At 66.1% G+C, this 15,783-nt stretch carries 14 protein-coding genes and 1 tRNA gene; 10 read left to right on the top strand and 5 right to left on the bottom strand.

What is annotated here, in order from left to right; translation table 11 throughout:
* Window positions 1–577: 577 nt before the first annotated feature.
* From DIE08_RS04720 to DIE08_RS04760, 8 genes are all read left to right on the top strand, one after another.
* The gene (locus DIE08_RS04720) at window positions 578–1,285 is read left to right on the top strand and encodes a YfiR family protein (protein WP_124901138.1); all 708 of its coding nucleotides are present in this window, start codon (window positions 578–580) and stop codon (window positions 1,283–1,285) included.
* A complete protein-coding gene (locus DIE08_RS04725) occupies window positions 1,282–2,550 on the top strand; it encodes a diguanylate cyclase domain-containing protein (protein ID WP_124901139.1) in 1,269 nt (422 codons plus the stop codon). The genes DIE08_RS04720 and DIE08_RS04725 overlap by 4 nt, the downstream gene beginning before the upstream one ends.
* An 84-nt stretch (window positions 2,551–2,634) precedes the next feature.
* Window positions 2,635–3,144 (top strand): OmpA family protein, encoded by a 510-nt coding sequence (locus DIE08_RS04730; protein ID WP_124622066.1) that lies wholly within the window; start codon window positions 2,635–2,637, stop codon window positions 3,142–3,144.
* A 1,546-nt stretch (window positions 3,145–4,690) separates the two neighbouring features.
* Entirely contained in the window at window positions 4,691–5,809 is a 1,119-nt protein-coding gene (locus DIE08_RS04740) for a branched-chain amino acid ABC transporter substrate-binding protein (RefSeq protein ID WP_059534285.1), read from the top strand.
* 174 nt (window positions 5,810–5,983) lie between these two features.
* Window positions 5,984–6,910, top strand: coding sequence for a high-affinity branched-chain amino acid ABC transporter permease LivH (gene livH / locus DIE08_RS04745; RefSeq protein ID WP_124622061.1), 927 nt, complete (start codon window positions 5,984–5,986; stop codon window positions 6,908–6,910).
* A gap of 11 nt (window positions 6,911–6,921) precedes the next feature.
* A complete protein-coding gene (locus DIE08_RS04750) occupies window positions 6,922–8,193 on the top strand; it encodes a high-affinity branched-chain amino acid ABC transporter permease LivM (RefSeq protein ID WP_059447699.1) in 1,272 nt (423 codons plus the stop codon).
* A complete protein-coding gene (livG, locus tag DIE08_RS04755) occupies window positions 8,190–8,963 on the top strand; it encodes a high-affinity branched-chain amino acid ABC transporter ATP-binding protein LivG (RefSeq protein WP_059600203.1) in 774 nt (257 codons plus the stop codon). Before DIE08_RS04750 ends, livG begins: the two co-directional genes overlap by 4 nt.
* A complete protein-coding gene (locus tag DIE08_RS04760) occupies window positions 8,963–9,664 on the top strand; it encodes an ABC transporter ATP-binding protein (RefSeq protein ID WP_006484776.1) in 702 nt (233 codons plus the stop codon). The genes livG and DIE08_RS04760 overlap by 1 nt, the downstream gene beginning before the upstream one ends.
* Before the next feature lie 148 nt (window positions 9,665–9,812).
* On the opposite strand, the gene DIE08_RS04765 is transcribed toward DIE08_RS04760, so the two are convergent.
* The 3 genes from DIE08_RS04765 to DIE08_RS04775 all read right to left on the bottom strand — a co-directional run bounded on the left by DIE08_RS04765 (window position 9,813) and on the right by DIE08_RS04775 (window position 12,254).
* Window positions 9,813–10,220: a DUF2000 family protein gene (locus tag DIE08_RS04765; RefSeq protein ID WP_059600202.1), complete on the bottom strand. Its 408-nt coding sequence runs from the start codon at window positions 10,218–10,220 to the stop codon at window positions 9,813–9,815.
* 44 nt (window positions 10,221–10,264) lie between these two features.
* Complete coding sequence (locus tag DIE08_RS04770; RefSeq protein WP_124901141.1) at window positions 10,265–11,122, bottom strand: AraC family transcriptional regulator; 858 nt, start codon at window positions 11,120–11,122, stop codon at window positions 10,265–10,267.
* Between the two features lie 154 nt (window positions 11,123–11,276).
* Window positions 11,277–12,254: an AraC family transcriptional regulator gene (locus tag DIE08_RS04775; protein ID WP_124901142.1), complete on the bottom strand. Its 978-nt coding sequence runs from the start codon at window positions 12,252–12,254 to the stop codon at window positions 11,277–11,279.
* Window positions 12,255–12,295: 41 nt separating this feature from the next.
* Between DIE08_RS04775 and DIE08_RS04780 the strand changes: the two genes are divergently transcribed.
* Window positions 12,296–13,045: an SDR family oxidoreductase gene (locus tag DIE08_RS04780; RefSeq protein WP_124901143.1), complete on the top strand. Its 750-nt coding sequence runs from the start codon at window positions 12,296–12,298 to the stop codon at window positions 13,043–13,045.
* An 84-nt stretch (window positions 13,046–13,129) separates the two neighbouring features.
* Here DIE08_RS04780 and DIE08_RS04785 read toward each other — a convergent pair whose 3' ends face one another.
* Window positions 13,130–14,431 carry an aspartate aminotransferase family protein gene (locus DIE08_RS04785; RefSeq protein WP_124901144.1) on the bottom strand — a complete coding sequence of 434 codons (1,302 nt, stop codon included), beginning with the start codon at window positions 14,429–14,431 and terminating at the stop codon, window positions 13,130–13,132.
* A 78-nt stretch (window positions 14,432–14,509) separates the two neighbouring features.
* Between DIE08_RS04785 and DIE08_RS04790 the strand changes: the two genes are divergently transcribed.
* The gene (locus DIE08_RS04790; RefSeq protein WP_185715831.1) at window positions 14,510–15,394 is read left to right on the top strand and encodes a LysR family transcriptional regulator; all 885 of its coding nucleotides are present in this window, start codon (window positions 14,510–14,512) and stop codon (window positions 15,392–15,394) included.
* A 172-nt stretch (window positions 15,395–15,566) separates the two neighbouring features.
* Here the strand turns inward: DIE08_RS04790 and DIE08_RS04795 are convergent.
* A tRNA-Leu gene (locus tag DIE08_RS04795) sits at window positions 15,567–15,651 on the bottom strand.
* Window positions 15,652–15,783: the final 132 nt, after the last annotated feature.

A 15,783-nucleotide genomic window follows, 5' to 3' on the forward strand; every position in this document is an offset into this window, starting at 1 on the left:
CACTCGGCGTCGGCGACGCGCGCTTCGGCCGGGTGCGCGGAACTGCAATCGAATGATCAGCAAGGATACTCGCGAACGCGGTGATGCGCGAATCGTGCTCCCTCGTCCGGCGCGATGGGGGCATCTGGCGTCGGGGTGCTTCGATCGAATTTGCCGACTGCTCGTCTGAGCCCGCCATGTCCGTGAAGGACGGGAACGGGTATGCGTTCCGGGGGCGAATGAAACGTCGTTGTGTCGAGCATCGCGTGACGGATTCGTTGCGTCCGGCGACGGAATCGCGCGGCAACTTCCACCGGCGTCGCATCGTTGCGTGGGGAAACCGGTCTGGCGCACCCCTGCGGAACGTATGAAGTTTGACTCGCACGTTCGTCCTGTTCGCTGGCCAATCCTTCGGCGTCGCATCGCCACGAACAGCACCGATTCCGCATACTTTCCGACATGAATCGCGGGTGTATCCCACTGGTTTGGGATACGAATATTTACCTAAGATGGAAGCAATCGTGCGTGTGATACGGTGCCGGCACGCGCATGGCAGGAAGGGGCAGCGCCGGGAACGACTGCAGCAGATGTTTCCATCATGGATGCGAGTATGTGCGCGGCGGCCGAGAATCATGCGGCCGCATCGACGCCAGCGGGCGCGGCGGTAATCGCCGCGCGGAAGGCATCCGGCCGGTCCGGCCGAGTCGCCACGTTGCGCCCCGCATGCATCGCAATCGTTTGCGCTCTGAGCGTCGCGCCCTCCGTTCTCGCCGGGGCGCCTGGCGATGCCGACGCGCCGATCGATACGGTGCGGCTCGTCGCCACCACGACACCCGTCAATCCCACCAGTCCCGCCTTTTCGTCACACGACTCCGCCGTGCGCCAGGTCGTGCTCGGCATCATCAGTTTCACGCGCTGGCCGACGACGCCGGTTCGCCTGCATCTGTGCGTGACGGGCAGGTCAGACTACGCGGGCGACCTGACCGGCACGATACAGGCCGGCTCGACCGTGCTCGACGTGCAGCGGGTCCGCTTCGACGACCCCGCGCTCGGCGTCGCATGCGACGTCGTGTATCTCGGCGTGCTCGGGGACGATGAGCGAAAGCGGGTGAGGACCGCGCTGGTCGGCCGCCCGGTGCTGACCATCGCCGAACACGATCCGTCCTGCACCGCGGGCAGCATGTTCTGTCTCGCGGTCGAAGGCGAACGCGTCACGTTCGACATCAATCTCGACGCCGTCGCGCGCAGTGGCGTGCGCGTGCATCCGAACGTGCTCAATCTCGCGCGGCGGACGCTGACGCCATGACACGTTCGGGGCCCGCCATTTCGCCTTCACGTGTATCGCGCTCGACGCTGCAAAGCGTGTTGCGCCGCGCGCATTTGCGCCTTGCGTTCGTCGCGGTCGCGATGGCCGCCGTGTCGCTGATCGTCGTCGCCGTGATCGCGTTGCGCGCGTACGCCGGCAACAACCTGAACCTGCTGGCGCGCTCGCTCGGTTACACGGTCGAGGCAGCGCTCGTGTTCGGCGACCGTGTCGCGGCGAACGAGGCGATCGCGACGATCGCCAACGACGAGGACGTCGCGCAGGTGGTCGTCACCGATGGCAAAGGCCAGTTGTTCGCGACGTGGAAACTGCCCGCCGCAGGCCGGATCGCCCGTCTCGAGCGCGGCGTCGCCGCGCTGGCGCTTCCCGGGCCAGTGAGCGCCGCGGTGATGCACGACGGCGTCGTCATCGGCCAGGTCATCGTGCGTGGCCGGGGGCACCAGTTCTTCGGGTTCCTGATCGGTGGCATCGGCGGCATTCTCGGTTGTCTGGCAGTCAGCGTGATCGGCGCGTATGTCAGCTCCAAGCGTCTGTTGCGCAACATCGTTGCGCCGCTGCGCGCGCTGGCCGACGTCGCGCACGCCGCGCGCCGCGAGCGTGCGTTCGCGCGTCGCGTCGAGCCGGTGGCGATCGCCGAACTGAATCAGCTTGGCGACGACTTCAATGCATTGCTCGACGAATTCGAAGACTGGCAGAACACGCTGCGCGACGAAAACGCGTCGCTCGAACACAAGGCGACGCACGATGCGCTCACGGAGCTGCCCAACCGCGTGCAGTTCGAGTCGCGTCTGTCGGTTGCCCTCTGCGACGCCGTGGTGACGGGGCAGCGGGTTGCCGTCCTGTATCTCGACTGCGACCGCTTCAAGGAAATCAATGACGGTCTTGGCCACGATGCGGGCGACGCGGTGCTGATCGGCATCGCGGCGCGGTTGCGCGCGCAGGTGCGCGAGACCGATCTCGTCGCGCGGCTGGGCGGCGATGAATTCGCGGTGATGCTGACGGCGGTGCGCGATACGGACAGCGTGTGCCAGATCGCCGACGAGATTTTGTCCGGCATGGTGCCGTCGATCGAGCTGTCCGACGGGCGCATGGTGGCCACCATGATGAGTGCCGGTATTGCGCTGTATCCCGATCATGCGTCCGACGCGAGCGGCTTGCTGCGCGCGTCGGATGCCGCGATGTACCGCGCCAAGCGTGCTCGGCCGGGGTCGTGGCAGCTGGCGGAGGGCGTAGCGGGACGGGTTTGATGTCTGTCGTTTCGCGCCGTGGGCGAGGCCGCGGCGGCGGGATAATAAGCGCGCGCGAAGCGGGCGCGTACGAAGGGGGCGATCATGGATGACTCGTTGCCGGTGAGCATTGGGCGAATGTGCGTCGCGAGCGCGGTGCTTCTGTGCCTGCTGCTTGGCGGATGCAAGACGCCGCCGCTTCATCGGGGGCTCACGCAGACGCAGGTCACGGCGCTGAAGTCGGCCGGGTTCCAGGAGACGCAGCAGGGGTTCGAGTTCGGGTCGACGGGGCCGATTCTGTTCGATTTCGATCGGTATAACCTCAAGCCGGATGTCAGGCGGATCGTCGAGCGGATTGGCAGGACGTTGAGGTCGGCGGGGATCAACGGGGTGCGGGTGTACGGGTACTCCGACGAGGAGGGGGAGGCTGCCTACGATCTCGAGTTGTCCCGGCGGCGGGCAGAGGTGGTGGCGATCGAGCTTGTGGACGTCGGGCTGGACAGGAAGCGGATTGCGATCGTGGGGAAGGGGAAGAGCGATCCGGTGGGGGATAACCGGACGCCAGCCGGGAGAATGCAGAATCGGCGGGCGGCGATTGTGGTTTCGCCGAGGTGAGGCGGCTTTAGCGCGATGTCGCCGTTTGGCGATGCGCATCGTGCGCTTTGCGTGCGTGACCAGACTGAGATTGCGCAACTTGCTGTGTGAGGCCGCTGCCGATCGCCCCGTGCCTCACCAAGCAATATTGCAAGACGACCGCGACGTTCCCGCACCGCCGGTCGCCGTGCAATGCGAACCCGCGCCGTTGTCATAGAACGTCCGCGTCTCCGGCTGCGGCACTGACGGATCGTGCGGATTCGGCGCGCCGTGCGGACCGCGCGCGGCATCGAAAGGTCGCGTGGGCGCATACGAATTCCTGTCGCCGGGCGCTTGCGACCCGTTGGCCCTCAGATATTCATTCCAGTTCAGCGCGCGCTGTTCGTGTCGTGGCAACGCGCGACCGAAGCTATCGCTGCCGCCCGCGCCGAGCGCGACGCGATTCGAGTGCCATACAGAATCGCCGGGCTCGCGTTCGACCGAAGGCTGCGGCTCGAGCGTATCGCCCGAAACCCGCAACGGCCGCGTATCAGGCGTATCGAACGGACTGCGTTCAACCGGCGCCGCGTACTTCGCGCGGCGCGTCGTGAGCGCCGCACGCGCATCATGCGTAGTCCCGGCCCGACGTTCCGAACGAAACACGTTGGCACTGCCCGGGCGATCGACCAGCGAATCGCGGCCTGAAGCGTCGGCAATGGAAACGGAAAGCGCACAGGCAAGCGCGGCGGCGGAAGAAAAACGGAGAGGATGATTCATCGGGATCCGAACCAGGTGACATGTATCGAGAGAAAACGGCAGATCACTGGCTGGCGGCTCGGCGACGTGTGAGCGTCGAAGCGGCCCTGAAGCGACTGCGAATCGCGGAGGGGCGACTCGCAGGAAGGCTGGCTGGATTGCAGAAGCGAGCGCGAATTATTTCATGAAAATCACAATCTGCTTTCGTTGTGCTGGTCGATGTCGGCAAAAAGAAGGATTGACCGCACAGATACATCGCCCCGACTCGGTGCGCGTCGACACAATCATCAGTTGATTGATCTTCGACGATCGGACCCCAAGCATCCAAAGAAGCAGGCAACGCGTGACACCAAATCGCCGAAACCCACACCCGGCAAGGAATCTGCCCACCAACTCACTCAAAATCGCAACCCAATTGCACCCACCGCAAACGTTCTCCGCCCATCTCGGTTGCTCCCGAATCGCCACCTCGCGCGAACCAAGTTTCTCCGTGTTTTCCCTCATAGAAGCGGCATTTTTGACAGACGATTTAAAAACCCCCATATAATTTCGACTGCCTTGCCAACGGCTGTCGGACCATCCCTCCGAACTAGCGATTTGGCAAGCGGGGCAGGCGAAACGCTTGCGCAATGCAAGACGCATCACGATGTCTTTCCGAACCAGACGTCCCCGTTGGGGACTGCAAGAGCCGGGCCCCGCTACGCAACATCCATCCGCAGGTCCGTCTTCATGTGTCTCGGGCGTGTCCCATGTCCTCGCCCCGGGTGCTGTTCGATTGCGCAAGTCATGCCGCCTTTGCCCGTATGACTAAACAACATCGAGGAGCTCCCAGATGACGCTGTCCCGTCTTACGTCCATTTCCGCCGCCGCCGTGCTGTTCGCCGCCGGCGCCGCCGCCGCGCAAGCGGAAACCGTGAAGATCGCCATCGCTGGTCCGATGAGCGGCTCGGTCGCCCAGTACGGCGACATGGTGAAGGCCGGCGCGCTGACCGCGATCGAACAGATCAACGCGGCCGGCGGTGCGGGCGGCAACAAGTTCGAAGTCGTGCAGATGGACGACGCATGCGAACCGAAGCAGGCCGTCGCCGTCGCCAACAAGATCGTCAGCCAGAAGATCAAGTACGTGATCGGCCACGTGTGCTCGGGTTCGACGATCCCCGCATCCGACATCTACGAAAACGAAGGCATCGTGATGGTCACGCCGTCGGCCACCGCGCCGCAGCTGACGGAAGGCAAGAAGCGTCACTTCATCTTCCGCACGATCGGCCGTGACGACCAGCAAGGCCCGGCCGCCGCGCACTACATCATCAACAACGTGAAGCCGAAGAAGGTCGCGGTCCTGCACGACAAGCAGTCGTACGGCCAGGGCATCGCGTCGTCGGTGAAGAAGGACCTCGAAGCCGCGAAGATTCCGGTCGTCCTGTTCGAAGGCATCAACGCCGGCGATTCGGACTACTCGGCGATCATCACGAAGCTGAAGTCGCAAGGCGTCGATTTCGTCTACTTCGGCGGCTACCACCCGGAAATGGGCCTGCTGATGCGCCAGGCGCGCGAGCAGGGCGTGAAGGCCACGTTCATGGGGCCTGAAGGCGTGGGCAACAAGGACGTGACGGCGATCGCCGGCCCGGCTTCGGAAGGCATGCTGGTCACGCTGCCGGCCGACTTCTCGGCCGACCCGGCCAACGCGGCGCTGGTGAAGGCCTTCGCGGACAAGAAGCGCGACCCGAACGGCCCGTTCCAGATGCCGTCGTACGCAGCGGTGAAGATCATCGCCGACGCAATTGCCGGCGCGAAGACGACGGACCCGACGAAGGTCGCCGCGTACATGCACAAGACGACGTTCGACACGCCGATCGGCAAGGTCGCGTATGACGCACAGGGCGACCTGAAGGCGTTCAAGTTCGTCGTCTACACGTGGCACAAGGACGCGACGAAGACCGCCGCCAAGTAACAACGGAGTATCCGCCCCGCGCACCCGCTCTGCCCGTCACCCGGGCAGGGTGCGTGCGCATTTGGCCGTTGCACGGCCAACGGGCGGCCCGAGACGACACCGTGCGTTGCGCGCGGCCGAACGCCGTGATCCGGCGACGGCACGCGACCCAGCGCCAACGGGAGCTTCCCGCACATGACTGACTTCTTTCCTCAATTCGCCCAGCAGCTGGTCAACGGCCTGACGCTGGGTGCGATCTATGCGCTGATCGCCATCGGCTACTCGATGGTCTACGGCATCATCGGCATGATCAACTTCGCCCACGGCGAGATCTACATGATCGGCGCGTACGTGGGCCTCGTGACCCTGACCGCCATCGGCATCTCCGCCGGCTATCCGCTGCCGCTCGTGCTCGGCGCCGCACTGATCGTGTCGGTGATCGTCACCGGCCTGTACGGCTTCGCGGTCGAGCGCGTCGCGTATCGGCCGCTGCGCGGCGGCCCGCGCCTCGTGCCGCTGATCTCCGCGATCGGCATGTCGATCTTCCTGCAGAACTACGTGCAGATCGGCCAGGGCGCGCGCGACGTATCCGTGCCGATCCTGATCTCCGGCGCGTTCGACATCCATCTCGGCGGCGACTACGACGTGACGATTCCGTATGCGCGTCTCTTGATCGTCTGCGTGACGATCGTGCTGATGATCGCGCTGACGCTGTTCATCTCGCATTCGCGGATGGGCCGTGCCTGCCGCGCATGCGCTGAAGACATGAAGATGGCGAACCTGCTCGGCATCGACACGAACCGCGTGATCTCGTTCACGTTCGTGCTCGGCGCGATGCTGGCGGCCGTCGGCGGCGTGCTGATCGGGCTGACGATCGGCAAGCTGAATCCGTACATCGGCTTCGTCGCGGGCATCAAGGCGTTCACCGCCGCGGTGCTGGGCGGGATCGGCAGCATCCCGGGCGCGATGCTCGGCGGCGTGCTGCTGGGCCTTGCCGAAACCTTCGCCGCAGGCTACATGCCGGCCGAGTACAAGGACGTCGTCGCGTTCGGCCTGCTCGTGCTGATCCTGCTCTTCCGCCCGACCGGCCTGCTCGGCAAGTCGGACATCGAAAAGGTTTGAGGGAGACGCAGATGAGTCAAGTCATTTCCGTTCGCCGCCCGGCCGCCGATGCCTCGATCGGCCAGGCGCTGAAGAATGCCGCGGCCGCCGCGCTGCTGACGGCGATCCTCACGATTCCGGTGCTCGGCCTGCAGTTGAAGCTCGACGGCTATCAGGTGGTGCTCACGCCGCACTGGCGCCCGGTGTGGATCGCGGTCGCGGCCGTGTTCCTGTTCCAGTTGTTCAAGCCGTGGCTCGTGCGCGCGAAATCCGCGGTGAAGCTGCCGGCGATGCCCGCGATGGGCGCGCAGCAGCAGCGCGCGATCATCTGGGTGCTGCTCGCGGTCGGGCTCGTGTGGCCGTTCTTTGGTTCGCGCGGCGCCGTGGACGTCGCGACGCTCGCGCTGATCTACGTGATCCTCGGCCTCGGGCTGAACATCGTGGTCGGTTTCGCGGGGCTGCTCGATCTCGGCTATGTCGGGTTCTACGCGGTCGGCGGCTATACCTACGCGATGCTGAACCAGTATTTCGGGCTGTCGTTCTGGGAGTGCCTGCCGATTGCGGCGATCGCCTCGGCGACGTTCGGCTTCCTGCTCGGCTTCCCGGTGTTGCGTCTGCGCGGCGACTATCTCGCGATCGTCACGCTCGGCTTCGGCGAAATCATCCGCCTGCTTGCGAACAACCTGACGAGCCTCACGGGTGGCCCGGACGGCATCTCGAGCATTCCGAAGCCGACGGTGTTCGGCTTCGAGATGGCGCGCTCGGCGAGCGTCGAAGGCGCGAAGACCTTCCATGAACTGATCGGGCTGGAATACAGCGGCGAGCACATGGTGATCTTCCTGTACCTGATCGCGCTGGTACTGGTCGGCTTCACGCTGTTCGTGACGAGCCGCCTGATCCGCATGCCGATGGGGCGTGCGTGGGAAGCGCTGCGCGACGACGAGATCGCATGCCGTTCGCTGGGGCTGAACCCGACGCGCATCAAGCTGTCGGCGTTCACGCTCGGCGCGGCGTTCGCGGGCATCGGCGGCGCGTTCTTCGCCGCGCGTCAGGGCCTCGTGAATCCTGAATCGTTCACCTTCATCGAATCGGCGCTGATCCTCGCGATCGTCGTGCTCGGCGGGATGGGTTCGCAGCTCGGCGTGATTCTCGCGGCGATCCTGCTGACCGTGCTGCCGGAAGTCGCGCGCGGGTTCGCCGAGTACCGGATGCTGATCTTCGGTCTGGTGATGGTGTTGATGATGATGTGGCGTCCGCAGGGCCTGCTGCCCGCGAGCCGTCCCCACGTGGAGCTGCCGCAATGAGCGCGAATGCAGAACTGTTGAAGGTCGCCGGGCTGCAGATGCGCTTCGGCGGGTTGCTCGCGGTGGACGGCATCGATTTCGACGTGCGCCGCAACGAGGTGTTCGCGATCATCGGGCCGAACGGCGCGGGCAAGACCACGGTGTTCAACTGCGTCGGCGGCTTCTACAAGCCGACCGGCGGCGACGTCGTGCTCGACGGCCACGCGATCGCCGGGCTGCCGAGCCACAAGATCGCGTTGAAGGGCCTGGTGCGCACGTTCCAGAACATCCGCCTGTTCAAGTCGCTGACGGTCGTCGAGAACCTGCTCGTCGCGCAGCATCGCAAGGTGAAGTCGGGGATGCTGCACGGCCTGTTCGCGACGCCCGCGTATCGCCGCGCCGAGAAGGAAGCGCTCGAACGCGCGGCCGTCTGGCTCGACCGGATGGGGCTGACGTCGGTCGCCAACCGGCAGGCGGGCACGCTGTCGTACGGGCACCAGCGGCGTCTCGAGATCGCGCGCTGCATGATCACCGAGCCGCGTCTGTTGATGCTGGACGAGCCGGCGGCCGGTCTCAACCCGCAGGAGAAGATCGAGTTGCAGCACCTGATCGACAAGCTGCGCCACGAGTTCGGCGTATCGGTGTTGCTGATCGAACACGACATGAGCCTCGTGATGGGCGTGTCGGACCGCATCCTCGTGATGGAGCACGGCCGGCCGATCGTGATCGGCACGCCGGAAGCGGTCCGCAACGACCCGCGCGTGATCAAGGCGTATCTGGGGGAAGAGTGATGCTGAAGCTGGAACAGGTCCATACGCACTACGGCGCGGTCGAGGCGCTCGCGGGCGTGTCGATCGAGGTGAACAAGGGCGAGATCGTCACGCTGATCGGCAGCAACGGCGCCGGCAAGACGACGCTGATGATGACCGTGTGCGGCACGCCGCGCGCATCGTCGGGCCGCGTGCTGTTCGAGGGCAACGACATCACCGCGATGTCGACGCACCAGATCATGCGGCAGGGGATGGCGATCTCGCCGGAAGGGCGGCGCGTGTTCCCGAGCCTGACGGTGCTCGAGAACCTGAAGATGGGCGGGTTCTTCGCGAGCCGTCATGAAATCGACGACGGCATCGAGCATGTGTTCAAGCTGTTTCCGCGCTTGAAGGAGCGCGCGGCGCAGCGGGCCGGCACGATGTCGGGCGGCGAGCAGCAGATGCTGGCAATCGGCCGTGCGCTGATGAGCAAGCCGCGCTTGCTGCTGCTCGACGAGCCGACGCTCGGCCTCGCACCGCTCGTGATCGCGCAGATCTTCGACATCATCCGGACGATTCGCGACGAGGGCGTCACGGTGTTCCTGGTCGAGCAGAACGCGAACAAGGCGCTGGGCGTGGCCGATCGCGGCTACGTGCTCGAAACGGGACGCGTGGTACTGGCGGACACGGGCGCGAACCTGCTCGCGAACGACCGGATCAAGCAGGCGTATCTCGGCGGTTGATGGAGAAAGCCGCCGGCCTGCAACGGGCCGGCGGCGCAGCCCATCATCTTGCAAGAAAAATGTCGCCGGAATTGCTTCATTCGTCGCAAATTCGGCGACGTGGGCCCAAACGCGAATCGAACGAAAACGGCGGCGTTGCACGACCCGCTTACGCGTGCAACGCGAGCCCTTTCACCGCCTTGTCCACGGCCTTCTTCGGCCCGTGCAACGCCAGACCGACCAGATCCAGATTCTCCGCATCCTCGGCGCGAAACACTGCGCGGTTGGCCGCATCGTGCCCGGTCGAAAACATCGCGCGCACGTACGGCACGATCCTCACGTCGCGCGACAGCGCATGCCGGTGCGCGGCCTGCAGGCCGTTCAGGTCGGCCGCGAATACCAGCATCGGCTGGCCGAGCATGCGGCCGTAGCGGTTGCCCGCCGCATCCTCGTACGGTTCGCCGAGCGCGTCGGGCGCGCCGGCCGCGACGCCCGTCGCGAGAAACGCGACCACGTTGAGTTTCTGCCACGCCGCGAGATCGTCGCGCACGATCAGTGCCACTTTCGTATCGAACATGCTTGCTCCTCATTGGGGCACTCATGATCGGATGCCGCGTGCGATCAGTCTGGAACGTTTGTGCACATTTGTCGGTACGCGGCCGGCGTGATCCGGTACGCGCGGCGGAACCAGCGGCCCAGGTGGCTCTGGTCGGCGAAGCCGACATCGGCCGCGACCTGAGCGGGCGTGCGGCCGATTGCCAGCAGCCGGCGCGCGGCGCGCAGCCGCAAGCGCACCAGATACGCGTGCGGCGACGTGCCGAACGCGCGCTGAAACAGCCGGGTCAGCCGGAACCGGTCGATCCCGGCGACGCTGGCGAGTTCGTCGAGCCCGATGTTGCCGTCCATCTGCGCATGCAGCAGATCGCGCACGCGCGCGATCGCGGGCGGCACGACACCGCTTTCCAGCGCGAGCGGGCCGCGCAGTTCGCCGCCGAGCCGCGTCAGCAGGCGGTCGAGCGTCTGGTCGCGCGCGAGCCTGCCTTCGTTGCCGTGGATCGCCAGAAACGCTTGGCGGATCGTGTCGACGAGCGTGGGATCGTCGACCAGCGTATGGCCGAAAGCGGCCTCGACGCCACCCATGCCAGGAAGATTCAGCCGGCGCGCCGCGCGCTCGACCCATGCTTGCGGCAGGTACAGCATGCCGTAGGTGAAGCCGCCGGCTTCGGGCGCATGGCCGTCGTGCATCGCGCCCGGCTCGATCAGGATCGCGCGGCCAGGCACGCTCGTATGCAGCGACCGGCGGCACTGGAATTGCTGCACGCCCTGTTCGGTGAAGCCGACCAGCATGTCGTCGTGATCGTGTGCATCGTACGCATGGCCGTTGAAATGCGCGTGCAGGCTTTCGATGCCGGTTTCCTGATCGCGGCGCGCGACGAGCCAGTGGTCGGTCGTGCCGATGTCCTTTGCCGCTGTCGTCATCGAATGCCTCGCGCGTCGTTGTTGCGTGTCGGGCAGTGTACGCAGATCGCGTGATGCCGGTGGCAAACGCGGGCAGTTCGTCCGGCAATCGGGCGAGAAGCGGGGCGGGAGCCCGGCGCGTGTCGCGACACGCGGCGTGGCGTGCATGCGCGGTTCATGCTTCGCTCGCCACCGCCTGCTCGTCACGCGCATATTGCGCCGGCGGCCGCCCGACATGCCGCGTGAACGCGACGCTGAAGGTGCTCGCGGAACTGTAGCCCACACGCCCCGCGATTTCGGCGATGCGGCCTTCGTTGCGGCGGAGCAGGTCCTTCGCGAGCGCCATGCGCCATGTGAGCAGGTATTCCATCGGCGCGACGCCGACCGCGCGGCTGAAGCGTTCGAAGAACGTCGAGCGCGACAGCGCCGCTTCCTTCGCGAGTTCGACGACCGTCCACGGATAGGCGGGGCGCGCGTGCATGCCACGGATCGCGGCCGCCAGTCGATTGTCGGCGAGCCCGCGCACGAGGCCGCGCGACGCGTTCGTTTCGGTCGTGAACCGCAATGCCTCGATCAGCAGCACTTCCAGCAGGCGCGCCAGCACGATCTCGCGCGCGGGCCGCTGCGCGCGCGATTCGTCGCGCACCAGTTGCACGAGCGTGGTCAGCCGCGGTTCGCCGCGCACGTGCACGAATTGCGGCAGCAGCGACACCAGCAGCGCTGCGTCCGGCGAACCGAAGCTGCAGTTGCCAGCCATCATCCGCGTGTCGACCGGGTTGCCCGGATCGCCGATCCGGTATTCGCCGTTGTCGAGTGCGACCGGCGGCCCTGTTTCGACGCCCGGCGGCGGCGGTTCGAGGCTGGACATCGCGACGCCGTAGGCCGCCGGAATCAGCACGAAATCGCCGGGCAGCAACTCGATCGGCGCGTGCCCGTCGATCGCGATCCGGCACCCGCCGTCGAGGATCGCGCAATAGAACGGCTCGCCGGCGACCGTGCGGTTGATCGACCACGGGCTCGCGCCGTGAACCGACTTGGAGTACCGCGCGCCCGGTTGCAGCAGCGTCACGACTTCGGTCAACGGGTCGATCATCGCCGGACTCTCGCAAAAGAAAATCGGATTTTCGATTGTAGCGAATACGGGTCCGGCCATCTATCGTACGGACACATGCCCAACACATCCCAGGAGTTCGCATGAAGACCGTACTGATCACCGGCTGTTCCTCCGGCTTCGGCCTCGAGATTGCCCGCCATTTCCTGGCCCGCGACTGGCAGGTCGTCGCGACGATGCGCACACCGCGCGAGGACGTGCTGCCGCCATCGGAACGCCTGCGCGTGCTGGCGCTCGACGTGACGAACACGGACAGCATCCGCGCCGCCATCGACGCGGCCGGCCCGATCGACGTGCTCGTCAATAACGCAGGCTTCGGCGCGGCCGCGCCGGCCGAGCTCACGCCGCTCGACACGGTGCGTGCGCTGTTCGAAACCAACACGATCGGCACGATTGCGGTGACGCAGGCCGTGCTGCCGCAGTTTCGCCGGCGTGGGGCGGGCGTGATCGTGAACGTCACGTCGAGCGTCACGCTGAAGGTGTTGCCGCTGGTCGGCGCATACCGGGCCAGCAAGGCGGCGGTCAATGCGTTCACCGAATCGATGGCGGTCGAACTCGAACCGTTCGGCGTGCGCGCGCATCTCGTGCTGCCGGGCCGTGCACCCGACACGCGTTTCGGCGACAACGCGCGTGCGCACATGCATGGCTTCGAACACGAGGCTTATGCGGAGTTCGCCGGAAAGGCCGTCGCGAGGATGCTCGATGCGTCGGGGCCGATCACCCATGCGCAGGATGTTGCCGACGCCGTGTGGCGCGCGGCGACGGACCCGTCGAGCCCGATGCGCATTCCGGCCGGTGCCGATGCCGAAGCGTGGGCGGCCGAAACGCGCTGATCGATCGGGAATCCGTCGCGCCGGTCGCTCGAACCGGCGCGACGAATCGTACGATGCGGAGAAGGGCGTTACCGCGCGGCGGCGTTACAGCGCGCGTTCGATCGCCTGACCGAGCAGCGACAAGCCGAGATCGATCTCGTCCTCGCTGACGGTCAGCGGCGGCGCGATCCGGAACACGCCGCCCATGCCGGGCAACTGCACGATGTTCATGCTGAGCCCGAGGTTCATGCACTCGCGCGTGATCTTCGCGCCGAGGCCGTCCGCCGGCTCTTTCGTGCGGCGATCCTTGACGATCTCGACGCCGAGCAGCAGCCCGCGCCCGCGCACGTCGCCGATGCAGTCGAACTGCTCCATCAGGTCGAGCAGGCCGCGCCTGAGCCGGTCGCCCATCACGTTCGCGCGTGCGACGAGCCCGTCGCGCTGCACCACGTCCAGCACGCGCAGGCCGACGGCCGCGGGCAGCGGATCGGACACGTGCGTCGTATAGAACAGGTAGCCGAGTTCGTGCGCGCGTTCCTCGATCGCCGCGGACGTCACGATGGCCGCGAGCGGCAGCCCGGCGCCGAGCGTTTTCGACAGCGTCAGGATATCGGGCGTCACGCCGTCGCGCTGGCACGCGAACATCGTGCCGGTGCGTCCGACGCCCGTCTGCGCCTCGTCGAGGATCAGCAGCATCCCGCGCGCTTCGCACTTGCGCTTGAGCGCCGCCATATAGCCTTCCGGCAGTTCGATGATCCCGCCCGAACTGAGGATCGGCTCCGCGATGAATGCCGCGAGGTTGCCGCTCGACTGGCGGTCGATCAGGTCGAACGCGTAGTCGAGTTCGGCAAGATAGTCGTACGCGCCGTTGCGCTCGAAGCGCGGCCGGTACGTGAATGGCGCCGGAATCGCGAATGAGCCGACGGCGGCCGGGCCGACACCCTTGCGGCCCGCGCTGTACGTGGCCGATGCGGCCGCGCCCGTCATCCCGTGCCACGACTGCGCGAAGCCGACGATCTCGTACTTGCCGGTGACGAGCTTCGCCATCCGGATCGCCGCTTCGTTCGATTCCGCGCCGGTGCTGAGCAGCAGCGCGCGGTCGAGCCCGTCGGGCGTGATGTCGGCGAGGCGCGTCGCGAGGTCGACGACGGGGCGCGACAGCATTCCGCTGAACAGGTGATCGAGCTTGCCCGCGTATTCGCCGATGACGGAGACGATCTCCGGATGGCAGTGGCCGAGCACCGCGCTCATCTGCCCCGACGTGAAATCGAGGATCGCGCGGCCGTCGGCGTCATAGACGAAGCTGCCCTTCGCGCGCTCGATGATCATCGGCTCGAACGTGCCGCCGTAGCGGACCAGGTGCTGCCTGGCGTTGCGCCAGAAGGTTGCGTCGTCGTTCAGGGACATCGGGCTTCTCCGGGCAAGGGGGCAGGGATCGCTTGCAGTCTAGGCGCGCGTCTGGTTTGATGGAAACGAATAGTTCTTATGCAAGGTAGAAAGGGAGCTAATATCTTGGGACGCTCGCTCGAAATCGACCTGCTGCGTTCGTTCGTCGTGATCGCCGAGGTGCGCGCGCTCAGCCGCGCGGCCGCGCGCGTCGGCCGGACGCAGTCCGCGCTTAGCCAGCAGATGAAGCGGCTCGAGGATATCGTCGACCAGCCGCTGTTCCAGCGCACTGGCCGCGGCGTGGTGCTGACGCACCCCGGCGAGCGGCTGCTCGTGCATGCGCAGCGCATCCTGCGGCTGCACGACGAGGCAATGGCCGACCTGTGCGGCACGGGGTTGACGGGGACGATCCGGTTCGGGTGCCCGGACGATTACGCGGAGGTGTTTCTGCCGCCGCTGCTGCGGCAGTTTTCGAGCCAGCATCCGCAGGCGATCGTTGAAATCGTATGCGGGCCGACGCCGCGACTGCTCGAACAGCTCGAGAAACGCGCGGTCGATCTCGCGATGATTTCATTGCCGGACGACGGGGCGAACGACGACATCATTCGTCGCGAGCAACTGGTCTGGATCGGCTATCCGGGGCTGGAGCCCGCGCATTTCGATCCGCTGCCGCTCGCGCTGTCCGATCCCGATACGCTCGATCACATCGCGGCCTGCGACGCGCTGCATCGCGCCGGCCGCGATTACCGCGTCGCGTATGCGAGCAGCAGTCTCGCGGGGCTGATCGCGCTGGTTCGCTCGGGGCAGGCGTTCGCGGTGATGACGCAGACGGCCGTGCCGGCCGACCTGGCGATCGTCAACGGCGATCCGCGGTTGCCGCCGTTGCCGGCGGTGGGCATTACGCTGAGGTTCGACCGTAAACGGCCGTCGCATCTGACGGCGGCGTTCGCCGAGCATATCCGGGCCGTGTTGCCGATGCTGTGACGCGAAGTCGTCGCGCCGGAAACGCAGGCATCGACGCGGGATTCGAGGGGTCGACGTTTGTCGTCCATCTGACCGAGCGCTTCGTCCTGCATCGCCGACGCAATAAAAAAACCCGCGAAGCCATGCGCTGTCGCGGGTTTTGCAAATGCACGAAACACGGAAAAACCGTATTTGGTGCCGACGGCGAGACTCGAACTCGCACAGCTTTCGCCACTACCCCCTCAAGATAGCGTGTCTACCAATTTCACCACGTCGGCACTGCAAGGGGCCGAATTGTAGCGTTACATCGCGCGTTTGTGAAGAGGGTGTGACACGGCGAGCGGATGCGTGAAAGCGATCCCGGTAGAATTCGGACGATCGGTCCGACGACCATCGCTACTGCCATCCGC

Origin of the sequence: Burkholderia sp. Bp9004 (assembly GCF_003858025.1) — a bacterium.
GTDB lineage: Bacteria > Pseudomonadota > Gammaproteobacteria > Burkholderiales > Burkholderiaceae > Burkholderia > Burkholderia diffusa.